This is a genomic window from Nocardia sp. CA-151230, from assembly GCF_050942175.1.
GTDB lineage: Bacteria > Actinomycetota > Actinomycetes > Mycobacteriales > Mycobacteriaceae > Nocardia.
The window spans coordinates 6,072,509-6,091,034 of sequence record NZ_CP192061.1; the positions used below are offsets into that span (position 1 = coordinate 6,072,509).

The 18,526-nt window shown below is 69.2% G+C and carries 2 protein-coding genes (1 of these 2 only partly in view); both read right to left on the reverse strand.

Translation table 11 applies throughout. The features are described from left to right. Positions 1–28 precede the first annotated feature (28 nt). Entirely contained in the window at positions 29–15,823 is a 15,795-nt protein-coding gene (locus tag ACQP1O_RS28840) for a type I polyketide synthase (RefSeq protein ID WP_433561583.1), read from the reverse strand. After that, positions 15,820–18,526, reverse strand: the 3' end of a protein-coding gene (locus tag ACQP1O_RS28845; RefSeq protein WP_433561584.1) for a type I polyketide synthase. 11,027 nt of this gene lie beyond the right edge of the window; only the last 2,707 of its 13,734 coding nucleotides appear in the window; its start codon lies off the right edge, out of view; it ends in the stop codon at positions 15,820–15,822. The genes ACQP1O_RS28840 and ACQP1O_RS28845 overlap by 4 nt, the downstream gene beginning before the upstream one ends.

Below are 18,526 nucleotides of genomic sequence, written 5' to 3' on the forward strand. Positions count from 1 at the left end.
CAGCGTGACTCGTCGGCGAATGTCGCCGTCAGTCTTCTGAGGAGTTGTTGTAAGCCAGGTCGATCAGGTCGTCGATATCGAGCTCGTCGATCGATTCCTCGGTGATGCTCTGCTCGATGTCGCCGGGGCTTTCCTGCCCGCCGGCGAGTTTCATGAGGGCATCCAGCAGGCCCGCGTCGCGCAGGCGGGTGAGCGGAATCGTCTGGAGAGCTCGGCGAATATCGTTCTCCGACAGATCTGTCGATTGGCCGGTGTGGTGCTCGTCGGTGAACTCGTCGGCCAGGTATTCGGCCAGCGCCTGCGGCGTCGGGTAGTCGAATACCAGCGTCGCCGGCAACCGCAGGCCCGTCACGGCTTTGAGGGCATTGCGGAACTCGACCGCGGTGATCGAATCGAAGCCCAGCTCGCTGAAGGCCCGGTCGGCCGCGATCGCATGCGCGTTCTGATGACCGAGTACGGCCGCGACCTGACCGCGCACGATTTCGGCGAGCACACCGAGGCGTTCGCTCTCGGGGGTATTCGCCAAACGAGTCCGCAGTGCCGCGGGTGCGTCCGAGGCCGCTCGGCGGCGCGCGGGAACCAGGCCGGACAGCAGTGCCGCGGCGAACCCCGCGTTGCGGAGGCTCTCCAGATCCAGACGGGCGAGGATCGGAGCCGCCGTATCGATTCCGGTGGCCGCAGCGAACAATGCCAGACCCTGATCCTCCGACAGCGGCAGCATGCCGGAACGGGACATGCGCTGCCGGTCGACATCGCTGAGCTCCGTGGCCATACCGCCGTCGGCGCCCCACAGACCCCACGCCAGCGACTGACCACTACGCCCGGATGCTCTGCGGTGCAATGCCAAGGCGTCCAAGCAGGCGTTGGCCGCGGCATAGTTGCCCTGACCGGGGTTGCCGAACGCACCGGCCGCCGAACTGAACAGCACGAACGCCGTCAACGGCAGATCGGCGGTCAGCTCGTGCAGGTGCAGGGCGGCGTCGACCTTGGGCCGCAGCACCGTGTCCATGCGATCCGCGGTGAGCGAGCCGATGGCGCCATCGTCGAGCACACCGGCCGTGTGGAACACACCGGTGAGCGGGCGGTCCGCCGGGATACCGGCCAATACCTGCGCGAGCGCGCCACGGTCGGTGACATCGCAGGCGACGAACTCGACCTCGGCACCGAGAAGCTCCAGTTCCGCGCGCAACTCTGTTGCGCCCGGGGCGGATGCACCGCGCCGGCTCAGCATCAGCAGGTGACGGACGCCCCGGGTGGAGACCAGATGCCGTGCGAACAACCCGCCGAGGAAGCCACTGGCTCCGGTGATCAGAACGGTTTCGTCCGGACCGAGAGCGGAACTCGGCGCTGAAGCGGTCGACGCAGCGGCTCGGGCGAGTCGCGCGACATGCACCTGCCCGCCACGGACGGCGGCCTGGGGCTCCCCGGAGGCCAGAATTCCGCCGAGCAGCCCGTGCGGGTCGGAATCGGTGTCTACCAACACGATCCGGCCAGGGTTCTCCGCCTGCGCGGAACGCACCAGACCGCCCACGGCGGCACCGGCCAGGTTCGTAATGTCCTCCCCGGCAACCGAAACCGCGCCGCTGGTTCGAACCACCAGCACCGACCCGGTGAACCGGTGATCGGCGATCCACGACTGAAGTGCTTGCAGCACACTGTGAGTCGCGGCACGAACGCCGACGGGATCATTGCTCGCCGGGCAATCCAGTACTACCGCGGCCGGAACCTCGTCACCGAGATCCACCCAGGACACAGCGCTGACCTCGGTCTCGGATACCGAGAGCGGTGTCCAGTCGATCTGGAACAGCGCGTTGCCGGCGGTGGATGCGCCGGTGGTCAGCTGTGCGGGATCGATCGGCCGGGAGGCCAGATGCCGCACCGACGCCACCGGAGCGCCGGTCGGATCCGCCAGATCCACCGCCACCGCATGCTCGCCGACGCGGGTCAACCGGACGCGCAACGCGCCCGGTTCCGCCGCGTACACGGTGACGCCGGACCACTCGAACGGCAATGCCGGTCCGCTTCCCTCCCCGGACAGGTAGCCCGCCGAACGCAGTGCGTGCAGCGCGGCATCGAGCAGCGCGGGATGCAGCCCGAAACCCTTGGCGTCCTGCGGATCCGGAAGGGCGACCTCGGCGAACACGTCATCGCCGCGCTGCCATGCCGCCTGCAAACCCTGGAAGAACGGACCATAGCCGTACCCGGCATCGAACAGCTCGTCGTAGACGCCGTCGATGGGCAGGGGCTGCGCACCGACCGGAGGCCACGAGGTGAGGTCGACAGCGGTTGCCACCTCGTCCAGTGCAAGTGCGCCTTCGGCATTCAGCGTCCACGACGTCGCGGAATCGACGTCGCCATCGGGGCAGGAGTAGATCCGCACCGCGCGACGGCCGGTCTCGTCCTCGGCCGCGACCACGATGCGCACCGCGACGCCGCCGGATTCCGGCAGCACCAGCGGAGCCTGAAGCACCAGGTCCTCCAGACTGGTGTGGCCCACTCGCTCCCCGGCATGCAGGGCGAGTTCGACCAGACCGGTACCGGGGAACAGCACGGTGCCCAGGACCCGGTGATCGGCCAGCCACGGATGGGTCTCCACCGAGAGGCGACCGGTCAGGATCACCGCGCCGGAGTCCGGTTGTGTCACCATCGCCGAAATCAGGGGGTGCCCGGTAGCCGCCAGACCCATGGCCCGGGCGTCACCGGCACCCGCGAACCCCTCGCGCATCCAGTAGCGGCGGCGCTGGAAAGCGTAGGTGGGCAAGTCGATTCGCTCGGCTCCCGTCCCGGCGTACACACCGGCCCAGTCGACCGGCGCGCCGGCCACGAACAGCGTGGCAACCGCGTTCAACACGGCCGCCGCATCGGCATGGTCGCGCCGTGCCAGCGCCACCACCGTTGCGGCCGAGCCATCCCCGTCATCGAGGGTCTGGGCGACCATCGGGGTCAGCACAGCGTCCGGTCCGACCTCGACGAACCGCGACACACCCATACCCGCCATCGCCGTAACCGCATCAGCAAAGCGGACGGTCTCGCGAACCTGATCCACCCAGTACGACGGATCCGACATCTCATCACCGATCCGGACACCGCTCACCGTCGACACCAACGGGATGCCCGCACGGGCGAACACCACACCCTCGATCGCCGAAGCAAACTCAGCCAGCATCGGCTCCATCAACACCGAATGGAAAGCATGCGAAACACGCAACCTGTGCGTACGCCAACCCTGCCCGGCACAACGATCAGCGACAGCCACGACAGCGGCCTCCACACCGGAGAGCACCACCGACGACGGACCATTCACCGCCGCGATCGACACCTCACCAGCGGGCACGTCACCGGCCGCCAGCAGCGCCCGAACGTCGGTCTCGGACGCACCCACGGCGACCATCGCCCCACCGGCGGGCAACGCCTGCATCAACCGGCCACGGGCAGCCACCAGCACACACGCATCCGCCAGAGACAACACCCCCGCCACATGCGCGGCAGCCACCTCACCGATCGAATGACCCGCCACCACATCCGCACGCACACCCCAGGATTCGAGCAGACGGAACAACGCCACCTCGAACGCGAACAAACCCGCCTGCGCAAACACCGTCTGGTCCACGAGGCCAGCACCGGCCAACGCCGCATTCAACGAAACCGACTGCCCCAGCAGCGGATCCAGCTCGACGACGATCGCGTCGAACACCTCGGCGAACACCGGATACGCCGCACGCAGCTCGACAGCCATACCGGCCCACTGCGCACCCTGACCCGAGAACACCACACCCGTCGAACCCGCGACCACACGACCGGACACCACACCGGGGGCCTGCACACCGGCAGCCAGTGCCCGCGCTCCCGCGAGCAGACCATCACGGTCCTCGGCCACGATCACAGCGCGGTGCTCGAAAACGGCGCGCGTCGATGCCAGCGAAAAGCCGACATCGATCGGATCATGTTCGGCCGCATGCGATGTCAGACGGGCGGACTGATCGGCGAGCGCCTCGCCGCTGCGTGCGGAGAGCATCCACGGCACCACAGTCGGCACCGAATCCGCCACGGGAGCCTGTTCCACCGTGGGCGCGGTCACCGGGGCCTGCTCCACGATGACGTGCGCGTTGGTGCCGCTGATCCCGAACGAGGACACACCCGCACGACGCGGACGATCCACCTCCGGCCACGCCACCGACTCGGTCAACAACCGCACATGGCCCCCGGACCAATCCACCTTCGTCGAGGGCCGATCCACATGCAGGGTCTTGGGCAGCACGCCATGGCGCATCGCCATGACCATCTTGATCACACCACCCACACCGGCAGCAGCCTGGGCGTGACCGATGTTCGACTTCAACGACCCCAGCCACAACGGACGATCCGCCTCACGATCCTGCCCGTACGTCGCCAAAAGCGCTTGAGCCTCAATCGGATCACCCAGAGTCGTACCCGTGCCGTGCGCCTCCACCGCATCCACCTCGACCGGCGAGACACCGGCATTCGCCAGCGCCTGGCGAATGACACGCCGTTGTGAGGGACCGTTGGGCGCGGTCAGACCATTCGACGCGCCGTCCTGATTCACCGCCGAACCGGCGATCACCGCGAGCACCTGATGACCATTGCGCTGCGCGTCGGACAACCGCTCCAACACGAGAACACCAGCGCCCTCGGACCAGCCCACACCATCGGCCGCGTCGGCGAAGGACTTGCACCGCCCATCCGGGGACAGACCCCGCTGACGGCCGAACTCGAGGAACATGTCCGGGGTGGCCATCACCGCGACACCACCGGCCAACGCGAGATCGCACTCCCCCGACCGCAGCGACTGCGACGCCAGATGCAGTGCCACCAGCGACGACGAGCACGCTGTATCCACAGTGACCGCAGGGCCTTCCAGGCCGAACACGTAGGACACCCGGCCCGAGACCAAACTGCCTGCGGCGCCGCTACCGGTACCGGTCGCCTGGGCGTAGTCGTGGTACATCACGCCGGTGAACACACCGGTCGAGCTGCCGCGCAGCACCGCCGGATCCACACCGGCGCGCTCCAGCGCCTCCCACGACACCTCCAGCAGCAACCGCTGCTGCGGATCCATCACGGTGGCCTCATTGGGGCTGATCCCGAAGAAGTCCGCATCGAAATCCGCTGCGGAGTGCAGGAATCCGCCCTGTCGGGTATAGGTCTTGCCCGCCTTGCCGGGTTCGGGGTCGTAGATACCCTCGATATCCCAGCCGCGGTCCATCGGCATGTCGCCGGTGGTGTCGATACCCGAGGTGACCAACCCCCACAGGTCCTCGGGCGAGGCGACGCCACCGGGGTAGCGGCAGCTCATCGCCACCACCGCGATCGGATCATCACCGGTACGGACCCGGCTGACCGCGACCTCCTCGACGGCTACGCTGCCGGTGAGCTGGGAGTCGATGAACTCGGCGACGATCTGCGCATTGGGGTAATCGAAGACGAGCGTCGCGGGCAGTTGCAGACCGGTCGCGGCATTGAGCTTGTTGCGGAACTCGATGGCGCTCAGCGAATCGAAACCGAGCTGCTGGAAAGCCTGCTGGGGTTCGACAGCTGCCATGGAGGCGTGCCCGAGAATCTCGGCGGCCACCGATCGGACGAGGTCGAGCTGAGCGTTCCTGCGATCGGCGTCCGACAGTCCGGCCAGCGTGCGCAGGAAGGCCTGGCCCGCCGCCGGAGTCCGGCGCCGGACCGGGGCCGGGACGAGCGCGCGGACCAGGGCGGGAATCTGCTCGCCCCGGGTCCGGAGCACGGCCTTGTCGACCCGCAGCGCCACCAGCTGGGCGGTATCGGTCAATACCGCCGCATCGAACAGCGCCAGACCCTCGGCCTCGGAGAGCGGCGGGAAACCCTGCCGGCGCATCCGGTCGAAGTCGTCCTCGGACAGTTGGGTCCCGAGTCCGCTCGATCGCGCCCACATTCCGTAATCCAGGGACGTGGCAGGCAATCCCAGGCCGCGGCGATGAGCCGCGAGCGCATCCAGGAAGACATTCGCCGCGGCGTAGTTCGCTTGGCCGGCAGCCAGCACCAGGCCGCCCGCGGACGACACCAGCACGAACAATGACAGCGAGAGATCGCGAGTGAGCTCGTGCAGATGCCAGGCCGCGTCGACCTTGGGCCGGAAGACGCCGTCGATGCGATCCGCGGTGATCGACTCGATCACACCGTTGTCGGCGGTTCCCGCCGCGTGCACCACACCCGTCAGCGGATGCTGATCCGACACACTGTCCAGCAGTGCCGCGAGCGCGTTTCGATCGGACACATCGCACGCGGCGACGGTGACCTCGGCACCGAGCTCGGCCAGCTCCGCACCCAGCTCGGCAGCCCCAGGCGCATCCAGGCCACGCCGAGACGTCAGAAGCAGATGGCGCACACCGTGTTCGGTCACGAGGTGCCGGGCGATCACCGCGCCCAGACCACCCGTGCCACCGGTGATCAGGACCGTGCCCGGTGCGACCGATCGATCGATCGCACCGGGTGCGTGACCGTGGAGACGCGGCACCAACACGCTCGCTCCCCGGAGGGCCACCTCCGGCTCCGTCGCGACAGCGGCGGCCACGGCCGCCACAGCGGACGGATCACCGTATTCATCCAGATCGAGAAGCTGGAAACGACCCGGGTTCTCCGCCTGCGCGGCACGCAGCAGGCCCCAGACCGGCGCCTGCGCCAGATCCACGGACTCTGAATCATCCACGGACACTGCGTGTTTGGTGAGCACCACCAAGCGGGAACCGGCGAAACGAGTGTCGGACAACCAACCCTTGACGGCGTCGAGGACACTGGTCGCGACCTGCCGTGCGGCGTGCGGCGGCACATCGTCGAAATGAGGGCATTCGAACAATACGATCCCGGGAACAACCGAATCGGGATCGGCATCCAGATCGGCGATCAATCCCGCGAGGTCACGATGATCGACAGTCGTCGGCGACGGCGCGACCGCGACCCAATCCACCCCGAAGAGGGCTTCCGACACCCGGTCCGCGCCGAGGCGTTCAGCCGATACCGGCCGAGAGACCAAGGCCCCCACCGACATCACCGGTTGTCCCTGCTCATCGGCGAGCTGCACAGCGAACCGGTCATCTTCACGCGCAATGCGCACCCGCAGCGCGGCAGCACCGGCCGAGTGCAGCACGACCCGGTTCCAGGAGAACGGCAGCACGGCGCCGCCACCGCCACGGCCGTGAACGATCCCGACATGCAAGGCGGAGTCGAACAGTGCCGGATGGATCCCGAAACCCTTGGCGTCCTTGGGGTCCGGCAGCGTGACCTCGGCGAACAACTCATTGTCGCGCTGCCAGGCCGCCCGCAATCCTTGGAAGAACGGGCCGTAGCCGTACCCGATGTCGAGCAGCTCGTCGTACACGCCATCGACGGGCAACGGCTGCGCACCGGCCGGAGGCCAGGAGGTGAGGTCGAAGTCGGCCGGCACCTCATCCGGGGCGAGAACACCTTCGGCGTGGAGCGCCCACGGGCCCTGTGCCGTCTGCTGCGAATGGACGGTCAGCCGTCGACGACCGGCGTCGTCGGCGGCGGACACCACCACCTGTACTGCGACACCGCCGTCGGCCGGCAGCGTCAGCGGGGTGTGCAGCACGAGTTCCTCCACCACCGCGCAACCCAGCAGACCAGCGACGTGGCCGGCCAGCTCGACGAAGCCGGTGCCCGGCAGCAGCACGGTGCCGAGCACGCTGTGGTCGGCCAGCCATTCGACGGAGTCCAGCGACCAGCGGCCGGTGAAGCTCACCGCACCCGAGTCCGGGTGCGGCACCAGGGCACCGAGCAGGGGATGATCCACCGCGTCGAGCCCGACCGAGGTGACTCCGCCCAGTTCGGCAGCGAGCCAGGACTGGGCCAGCATCTGCCGGGCATCGAGCCAGAAGCGCTCGTGCTGGAAAGCATAGGTGGGCAGGTCGATTCGCCGAGCCCCGGTACCGGTGTAGAAACCGGCCCAGTCCACCTCCGCACCGGAGACGAACAGCCCGGCCACCGCACTCACCACGGTCGCGGCGTTCGCGTTGTCACGCCTGGTCAGCGCGATTGTGGTTGCGGTATCGAGAGTTTGGGCGATCATCGGGGTCAGCACCGCATCGGGGCCGACCTCGGCGAACCTGCCCACGCCCAGGCGGGCCATTGCGGTGACCGCGTCGGCGAACCGCACCGTGTCACGGACCTGACCGACCCAATACGACGGGGCCGACATCTCGTCGCCGACCTCGGCGCCGGTCACCGTCGACACCAACGGAATACGCGGACTGCCGAAGGTCAAACCCGCTATTGCCGTGGCGAATTCGGCCAGCATCGGCTCCATCGACGCCGAATGGAAAGCATGCGAAACACGCAACCTGTGCGTCCGCCAGCCCTGCTCGGCACACCGCTCGACGACAGCGACGACAGCGTCCTCGACACCGGACAACACCACCGATGCAGGACCGTTCACCGCCGCGATCGACACCTCACCAGCCAGCAACGCCAACACATCGGCCTCGGACGCACCGACCGCGACCATCGCCCCACCAACAGGCAGCGCCTGCATCAAACGGCCACGCGCCGCCACCAGCACACACGCATCCACCAGAGACAACACCCCGGCCACATGCGCGGCAGCCACCTCACCGATCGAGTGACCGGCCACGACATCGGCACGCACGCCCCAGGATTCGAGCAGACGGAACAACGCCACCTCGAACGCGAACAAACCTGCCTGCGCGCATACCGTCTGGTCGATTAGATCACCGTCCGCCAAAGCATCGCTCAGCGAAACCTGCTGCCCCAGCAGCGGATCCAGCTCAGCAACGATCGCGCCGAACGTCGCGGCGAACACCGGGTACGCCGCACACAGTTCGGCGGCCATGCCGGCCCACTGCGCGCCCTGACCCGAGAACACCACACCCGTCGAACCCGACACCACGCGGCCGGTCACCACACCGGGTGCCTGCTCACCGGAAGCCAAGGACCGCACGCCCGCGAGCAGACCATCACGGCCCTCGGCCACGACCACCGCACGGTGCTCGAAAACACTGCGCGTCGACGCCAGCGAGAAACCGATATTCACCGGATCCTGTTCGACCGCAGACGATGTCAACCGCTCGGCCTGAGTGGCGAGAGCCGCGCTACCGCGCGCCGAGATCACCCACGGCAGCACTCCGCCGGCCGGGACGGTCTCGACCGCAGCCGGTGCCGGGTCCGCCGCCGGAGCCTGCTCGACGATGACGTGCGCATTCGTGCCACTGATACCGAACGAGGACACACCCGCACGACGCGGACGATCCACCTCCGGCCACGCCACCGCCTCGGTCAACAGCCTGACATGGCCCTGGGTCCAATCGACCTTGGTGCTGGGTGCATCGACGTGCAGCGTCTTGGGCAGCACACCGTGGCGCATCGCCATCACCATCTTGATCACGCCACCCACACCCGCGGCAGCCTGCGCATGACCGATGTTGGACTTCAACGAGCCGAGCCACAGCGGACGATCCGCCTCACGCTCCTGCCCGTACGTGGCCAGCAGCGCTTCGGCCTCGATCGGATCACCCAGAATGGTGCCGGTGCCGTGGGCCTCCACCACATCGACGTCGACCGAGGACACCCCGGCATTCGCCAGCGCTTGGCGGATCACCCGACGCTGTGAGGGACCGTTGGGTGCGGTCAGACCATTGGACGCGCCATCCTGATTCACCGCCGAACCGGAAACCACCGCGAGAACGTCATGACCATTGCGGCGGGCGTCGGACAGCCGCTCCAGCACCAGCACGCCGGCGCCTTCGGACCAGGCGACACCGTCGGCGGTGTCGGAGAAGGACTTGCTCCGCCCGTCCGGGGCCAGCCCGCGCTGGCGGCTGAACTCCACGAACGTTTCCGGCGTCGCCATCACCGCGACACCACCGGCCAATGCCAGATCACACTCCCCCGACCGCAGCGACTGCGCGGCCAGGTGCATCGCCACCAGCGAGGACGAACACGCCGTATCCACGGTGACCGCCGGGCCCTCCAGCCCGAACACATACGAAACCCGTCCGGAGGCAATGGATCCCGCGTTCGAGTTGACCGGATAGTCGTGGTACATCATGCCGGTGAACACCCCGGTCGAACTGCCGCGCAGTTCCGCCGGATCGACTCCGGCCCGCTCCAATGCCTCCCAGGAGGTTTCCAGCAGCAGGAACTGCTGGGGATCCATCACCGCGGCTTCATTGGGGCTGATGCCGAAGAATGCGGGATCGAATTCGCCTGCGGCGTGCAGGAATCCACCCTCGCGCGTGTAGGTGGTGTGCGGCGTCTCGCCGGTGGGGTCGTACAGGCGGTCGGTATCCCAGCCTCGGTTCACCGGGAACTCCGACGTCGCGTCGGTCCCGTTCGCGACCAGATTCCACAGCTGCTCGGGAGAACTCACGCCGCCCGGGTACCGGCACGCCATGCCGACGATCGCAATCGGTTCATCGTCGGCGGCCTTGGTGGCGGTGACGGCGATATCGCGCCCGGTGCCGGTGAGCTCGTCGGCCAGATAGGCGGCCAGGGTGCGCGGTGTCGGGTAGTCGAAAACGACTGCGGCCGACAGTGACAGGCCGGTCGCGGTCTTGAGCCGGTTGCGAAGCTCGACCGCGCTCAGCGAATCGAATCCCAGATCCTGGAAGGCGGAATCGGGTTCGATCGCGGACGCGCCGTCGTGACCGAGGACGGCCGCGATGTGGGTGCGCACGGTCGCGAGTACCGCCTGCCGCTGCTGATCGGCATCCAGACCGGTAAGTCGTTGCCGGAGACCGGATGCCGCCGCCGAGGTCGCCGCCGCCGGACGCCGGACCACCGCCGGCGCCAGTTCCCGCAGCAGTGGCGGCAGGAGTCCCGCCTCTGCGCGAGCGCGAATCGCGGTGGTGTCCACGGCCGCGATCACCGCCAGCGCCGTGTCCCGCGCGAGCGCCGTATCCCATCCGGCCAGCGCCTGCTCGTCCGGCATCGCGGTGAAGCCGCCGCGGCTCATCCGGGCCACATCGGTCTCACCCAGGTGCCCGGTCATGCTGCTCGAGCGCGCCCACGGACCCCAGGCCAGCGATTGCCCGGCCAGTCCCCGTGCGCGCCGGTGCGCCACCAGGGCGTCGAGGAAGGTGTTCGCGGCCGCGTAGTTGGCCTGCCCGGGTCCGCCGATGGTGCCCGACACCGAGGAGAACACCACGAACGCAGCCAGATTCAGATCCGTTGTCGCCTCGTGGAGGTGCCAGGCGGCGTCTGCCTTCGGTGCCAGGACCGCGTCCAGCCGTTGCGGGGTCAGGGACGCGATGATCCCGTCGTCGAGCACGCCCGCGGCGTGGATCACGGCGGTCAACGGCTCGGGTGCGTCGGCCAGGAGTCGGCCCACCGCGTCGGGGTCGGTGACGTCACAGGCCGCGACTCGCACCTGTGCGCCCAGGTCGTTCAACTCGTCGCAGAGCGCTGTCACGCCCTCGGCCTGCGGACCGCTGCGGCTCACCAGCAGCAGCGACCGGACGCCGTGCTCGACGACCGCGTGCCGGGCCACCACCGCACCCAAACCGCCTGTGCCGCCGGTGATCAGCACCGTTCCCGCGCCGAAGGCGGACTCCTCGCCCGGCGTGGGGGACATGGGTGTGGGCCGGGTCAGTCGAGCGTTGTGTGTGACACCGGCGCGCACGACCACCTGGGGTTCGTCCACGGCCAGGGCGATGGCCGCGAGTCGCTCGTCGAGACCGGTGTCCGCGTCCACCAGGACAATTCGGCCCGGATCCTCCGTCTGCGCGGTACGCACCAGGCCCCACACGGCGGCACCCGCGAGATCGGTGAGGTCTTCACCGGGCAGCGCGACCGCGCCGTGCGTGGCGACCAGCAGGGTGCTCGAGGCGAACCGGTCCTGATCCAGCCACGCCTGCACCACCGCGAGGATTCGTGCGACCTCGGTGTGGGTGGCGGTCACCACGTCGATGCCGGTGTGTTCGCTCCACCCGGACCCGGCCTCGACGATCACCACCGGGGGTACCGGTGACTGCGGATCCAACCGATCCCACCGGCCCGCAACGACATCCGCCACCGTGGACTCGGACGCGATCGGCGACCACACCAGTTCCAGCACCGCATCGGCGATGCCGCTCGCACCGGCGGCGGCCAGCTGTGCCAATGGCATCGGGCGGGGCGTCACCGAGCCCGACAGCACGGGTTGTCCCTGCTCGTCGTCCGCCGACACCGATACCGACGATCCGCTCGTGGTCAGACGCACGCGCAGCACCGACGCTTCGGCCGCGTACAGCGACACCGACTCCCAGGAGAACGGCAGCACCACCTGGCCCGCCGCGACCGCGAACGGTGAATCCGGCCGTCCTGCGGCATCTTCGGACACCTCGGCCAGCAGTCCTGCCTGCAAGGCCGCGTCCAGCAGTGCCGGATGGATCCCGAAACCCTCGGCTCGCATCCCGGTGTCCGTATCGATGGCGACCTCGGCGAACACCTCGTCACCGCGTCGCCACAGCGCCCGCACCCCCTGGAAGGCCGGGCCGTAGTCGTAACCACGCGCCAGCAGGGCCGTGTACGCCGCTGAGACATCGAGACCGGTCGCCGCGGCAGGCGGCCACGTCTGCGATCGGGGTTCGGTGGCGTCGTCGCGAATGGTCAGGACGCCCCGGGCGTTGAGTACCCACTCTCCGTCGCGATCGTGTTCGGCGCGAGAGTAGATCGATACCGGACGCCGCGTGAGCTCGTGTTCCGGACCGCCGACGACGACCTGGATCTGTACACCGCCGGTCGCGGGCAGGACGAGGGGCGTCCGCAGCGTCAGTTCCTCGATCGCCGGGCACCCGGCTTCGGCACCGGCGCGCAACGCCAGCTCCACGAACCCGGTCCCGGCCAGCAGGACCGACCCGGCCACCGCGTGATCGGCCAGCCAGGGGTGGGTGGCCACCGACAACCGGCCGGTCAGCAGCACGCCACCGGATTCGGGTTCCGAGACCACCGCGCCCAGCAGCGGGTGCTGCACCGCGCCCAAACCCGCGGACTCGACACCGGCGGTGCCCTGCGCAGCCTCGAGCCAGTAGCGGCGGCGCTGGAAAGCGTAGGTGGGCAATGATACTCGCGACACCGTCCGAGCGGCGAGCAACGCCGTCCAGTCGACCTCGACGCCGACCGTGTGCGCGTGGGCCAAGCAGGTGACGAACTGCTCGACCTCGGCCCTGCCGCGGCGGGCTCCGGCGATCACCGACGACTGGGATTCGAGGTCCTCCGGCAGGGATTGCCGGGTCATGGCCGTCAGGACCGCATCGGGACCGATTTCCACGAATCGGCGCACACCCGCGGCCGCGAGGGTCTCGACGCCCCGGGCGAACCGAACGCTCGCCCGCACCTGCTGGACCCAGTACGCGGGCTCGAGTACCTCATCACCGGCGATCCGGCCGGACAGATTCGAGACCAGGGGTATCTGCGGGCGGCGATAGGTCACTTCCCGTGCGACAGTGGCGAACTCGGCCAGCATCGGGTCCATGCGGTGGGAATGGAACGCATGCGACACCCGCAACCGCGAGGTCTTGCGGCCACGGTCGGTGAACCACTGCTCGAGCGCCGTCACCGCGTCCTCGTCACCGGAGACCACCACGGCCGCAGGCGAATTCACGGCGGCGATGGACGCACGGCCCGCATGGTCGGCGAGCACCTCGGACACCTCGCGTTCGGTGGCCGCGACGGCCAGCATCGCGCCGCCCTCGGGCAGCCCGCCCATGAGGCGGCCGCGCGCCGCCACCAGCCGGCACGCGTCCGGGAGCGACCACACACCGGCGATGTACGCGGCGGCCAGCTCGCCGATCGAATGGCCGATCAGGAAATCCGGTGTCACACCGAAGGATTCGAGGAGTCGGCACAGCGCGACTTCGTAGGCGAACAGCGCGGGCTGGGTGAACTCGGTCCGATCCAGCACGCCGGTTTCGGCAGCGCCGACCTGCCGGCCGGTGAACATCACCTGCTTCAGCGAACCGCCCAGGAGCGGATCGAACTGCGCACACACCTCGTCCAACGCGGCGGCGAACGCCGGGAACGCCTCGGCCAGTTCACGTCCCATTCCGGCCCGCTGTGCGCCCTGACCGGTGAACAGGAAGGCTGCCTTGCGCGTGATCGCCTGCGCCGCCGTCACGCCCGCGGCGGTGCTCGCCGATCCGTGTTCCGCGAGCGCTGCCAGTCCGGTCAGCATGGCGTCCCGGTCGCCGGCGACCACCGTGCCCCGCCAGTCCAGCCGGGCGCGGGTCGTCAACAGCGAATAGGCGATCTCGTCGATGGTCAGGTCGGGGTGTGCGGTCACCCACTGCCGCAGTTTGCCCGCCTGCGCGCGCAGGCCGTCCTCGGTCTTCGCCGAAACCAGCCAGGCGGAGACATCGGACGCCACGGCCTGCGCACCCTGATCGGGGGCCTCGTCCGCTGGTTCGGCGGTGGCCTCCTCCAGAGCGGGGGCCTCTTCCAGGATCAGGTGCGCGTTGGTGCCGCTGGCGCCGAAGGAGGACACGCCGGCGCGACGCACCCGCTCCCCCACCGGCCACGGTTCGGCCTCGGTGAGCAGTCGAACCGAGCCCGCCGACCAGTCCACGTGCGGGGTCGGAGCGTCGACATGCAGTGTCGCGGGCAGCGTTTCGTGCCGCAGCGCCTGCACCATCTTGATCACGCCGCCGACACCGGCCGCGGCCGAGGTGTGCCCGATGTTCGACTTGAGCGAGCCCAGGCGCAGCGGAGCTCCGACGCGACCGCGACCGTAGGCGGCGATCAGGGCCTGCGCCTCGATCGGGTCGCCGAGAGTGGTCCCGGTGCCGTGCGCTTCGACCGCATCGACGTCGGCGGGCGTCAGACCGGCATTGGCGAGGGCCTGCCCGATCACCTTTTCCTGCGACGGACCGTTCGGTGCGGTCAGGCGATTGCTGGCGCCGTCCTGGTTGATCGCGCTGCCGCGGATGACCGCGAGGACGGGGTGGCCGAGACGGCGGGCATCCGACAGTCGCTCGACCGCGAGCATGCCGAGGCCCTCGGAGAATCCGGTCCCGTTCGCCGCCGCCGCGAAGGCTTTGCACCGCGCGTCCGGGGACAGCGCGCGCTGCCGGCCGAAGGCGATCAGCAGGGCGGGGTCGGACATCACGGTGACACCGCCGACCAGGGCGAGCGAGGTGTCGCCCTGCCGCAGCGCCTGGCACGCGAGGTGCAGGGCGACCAGCGACGACGAGCACGCGGTGTCCACCGAGAGCGCCGGGCCCTTGAAACCGAAGGTGAAGGCGACCCGGCCGGAGAGGATGCTGGAGGAAACACCCAGGTAGGCATGGCCTTCCGCCTCGGCGGTCAGGCCCGGCGAACCCACGCGGGGGCCGTAGTCCTGATGGATCACGCCGGCGAACACACCGGTGTCGCTGCCGCGCAGCGACACCGGATCGATGCCCGCGTCCTCCAGGGCCTCCCAGGCCGCCTCCAGGAACAGGCGCTGCTGGGGATCCATCGCCAGGGCCGCGCGCGGGCCGATCCCGAAAAATCCGGCATCGAAATCGCCTGCCGCATCCAGGAATCCGCCTTCGCGGGTGTAGATGGTGCCCGGCGTATCGGGGTCGGTGTCGAACAGCCGCCCGAGGTCCCAGCCGCGGTCGGCCGGGAAGGGCCCGATGGCGTCGGTGCCGGAGGCGACCAGATCCCACAGCTGCGCCGGAGTTTCGACCCCGCCCGGATAGCGGCAGCTCATGCCGACGATCGCGATCGGTTCGCCGGCCCGGTCTTCCAGATCCTGGATGTGCTTCTTGGCGGCGCGGAGGTCTCCGGTGAGCTTGCGCAGATACCGGCTGAGCCGTTCCTCGTTGCTGGTGCCGGGGTTGCTCATGCTGGGCCAAACTCCTCGTCGATCAGATCCAAGAGCTCACTGTCGGATAGCGCAGTGTCGGAATCGAATTCGAGATCGTCATAGCCGCTGCGCGACCACGTGCCACCCAGGTGGGCGACGAGGCGCTCGTTGACGCCCCGCAATCCGGTGACGATCTCGTCGTTGTCGCTGCCATTGGCGATGATTCGCTCGAGCAGAGCCTCGAGCCGCGCCAGGTCGTCGGCCGTCGCCGACGCCGGTTGCGCCGGCGCCGTCACCACGGTCTGCGCCAGCAGGTAGTCGGCGACATCACCCGCCGTCGGATAGTCGAATACCAGGGTCGAGGGCAGCGACAGCCCCGTCACCTTCGCCAGCCGGTTACGGAATTCGACGCCGCCGAGGGAATCGAATCCGAGTTCGTTGAAGCCCCGATCGGGTCCGATGTCGTCGGCCGAGCCGTAGCCCAGCACCGCCGCCACATGCTCCCGCACCAGGTCCAGGACGAACCCGCGGCGCTTCGCCTCCGCCACACCGTGCAGACGGTCCCCGAGCGACTGCACACCGCTCGGCGCGGAGACCGACCTCGCGCGGGTGCGAACGAATCCGCGCAGCACCGCGGGCACCGGACCGGAATGCGATTCCATGCGCAGTTTGTCGGTATCCAGCTGCACCAGCACCGACACCGGTTCCGCCGTGGTCAGCGATTCGTCGAACAGACGCAGGCCCTCGGCACGATCCAGCGGGGCCAGCCCCAGTCGCTCCAACCGGTTCATGGCGGCGCGATCCAGGACGCCGGTCATGCCGATGTCCTGCTGCCACGGCCCCCAGGCGAGCGCGAGCGCCGGTAGTCCCGCGGCGCGGCGCTGCACCGCGAGGGCGTCCAGGAAGCTGTTCGCGGCAGCGTAATTCGCCTGCCCGGCCGAACCGATCATGCCGGCGATCGACGAGAACATCACGAACGCCGACAGCTTCATGTCCCGGGTGAGCTCGTGCAGAGTCCACGCCGCCTCGGCCTTCGGTGCGAACACCCGGTCGATCTGGTCACCGGTGAGCGTGTGGAACGCGCTGTCGTCGAGCACGCCCGCGGTGTGGACGACACCGGTGAGCGGATGCTCCACCGGCACGGCGGCCAGCAGCTCCCGCAACGCGTCGCGATCGGTGACATCGCAGGCGGCGATCCGCACCTCGGCACCGGATCGGGACAGTTCGGCCGCGAGTTCCGTTGCGCCGTCCGCACTCTCGCCACGACGCGAGACGAGCAGCAGGTGTCGTACCCCGTGTTCGGCGACCAGGTGACGGGCCAGCAGCGCGCCCAGTCCCCCGGTACCGCCGGTGATCAGCACCGTCCCGGGACCGAACGACACCTGCTCGGCCGCCGCGGATGTCAGCGCCTGTAGTCGCGGCACCAGGACACCATTGCCCCGCACCGCCGCCTGCGGTTCTCCGGTCGCGATCACGGCTCGGATCGAATCGGCCGAAAGGTGCTGCACACCAGCGGATTCCTCGACGTCGAGCAGCACGATCCGCGCCGGATACTCGGTCTGGGCGCTTCGTATCAGACCCCACACCGCGGCCGATCCGGTATCCGGTGTCTCTCCGGGCAGCGCTGCCGCCCGGCCGGTCACCACGACCAGCTGCGACCGCGCGAATCGCTCGTCGGCCAACCAGTCCCGCATCACGCGCCGGGCGGCATCGACCCGATCGCGCGCGGAGGGCTGCGAACCATCGTGCAGCGCAGCGGCTTCGGACCACACCACGACGTCGGGAACGATCGGAGCCGAGGCGAGTGCCGCCAGATCCGGGTACTGCTCATCGATTCCGGCCACCTGCCCGGCCCCGAGCACGGCCGTGCTCGCGGCCGGGGCATCGTGGGGCACCTCCGCGGGCGCCCAGCGCAACCCGTACCGTGCCGCGCGGCCGCCCGGCAGCGCGGCCCGGAACTGCTGGACGTCGTAGGAGCGCATGAGCACTTGGTCGATGCTGACCACCGGGTTGCCGTCCTGGTCGACGGCCACGACGGAAATCGCCTCACTGCTGCGCTGGATGGCCATCACCCGCAGCCTCGTCACCGTGGACGTGGTGTGGAATTGCGTTCCGCCCCAACGGAACAGCAGTTTGCCCTCGGAGGCGTCGCCCTGGTGGTCGGGCCAGATCAGGCAGGCGAGTCCGGCATGCATCACCATGTCGAACAGCGCCGGATGCAGCTGGAACCGGTCGGCTGGGGTGTCCTCGGTCAGGGTGACCTCGGAGAAGACCGTGTCACCGCTGCGCCAGGCGGCCTCGATACCGAAGAACGCGGGTCCCCATTCCAGTCCGGCAGCACGCGCCACCTGGGCCGGAATCCACTCGGGGTCCACCGGTTCGGCGTCGGCGGGCGGCCAGGAACCGGCGCGCACCATGTCCACCAGCCCGATGTCGATCAACTGCCGGGCGCTCAGCACGCCGCTGGCATTGCGGGTCCACTCGCCGTCGGCGGCGTCGCCGGTCAGGCGGTAGTGGAAGGTGAACGATCGGCGTCCCTCGGCGTCCGGTTCCCGCACCAGGACCTGGAGTTCGACCTCGCCGTCCGCCGGCGGCAGGATCGGCGCCTCGAGGGTGAGCTCCTCCACGGCGTCGCAGCCGATTCGGCGGCCCGCGACCAGCAGCATCTCCATGAGCGCGGCGCTCGGGACGAGCACCACGCCGTAGGTGGTGTGGTCGGCGATCCAGGGATCGGTGCGCAGC

What these genes read in the sequence shown, in the direction of transcription:
- ACQP1O_RS28840 (WP_433561583.1), bottom strand. Translation starts at nt 15,823, where the DNA reads ATGAGCAACCCCGGCACCAGCAACGAGGAACGGCTCAGCCGGTATCTG.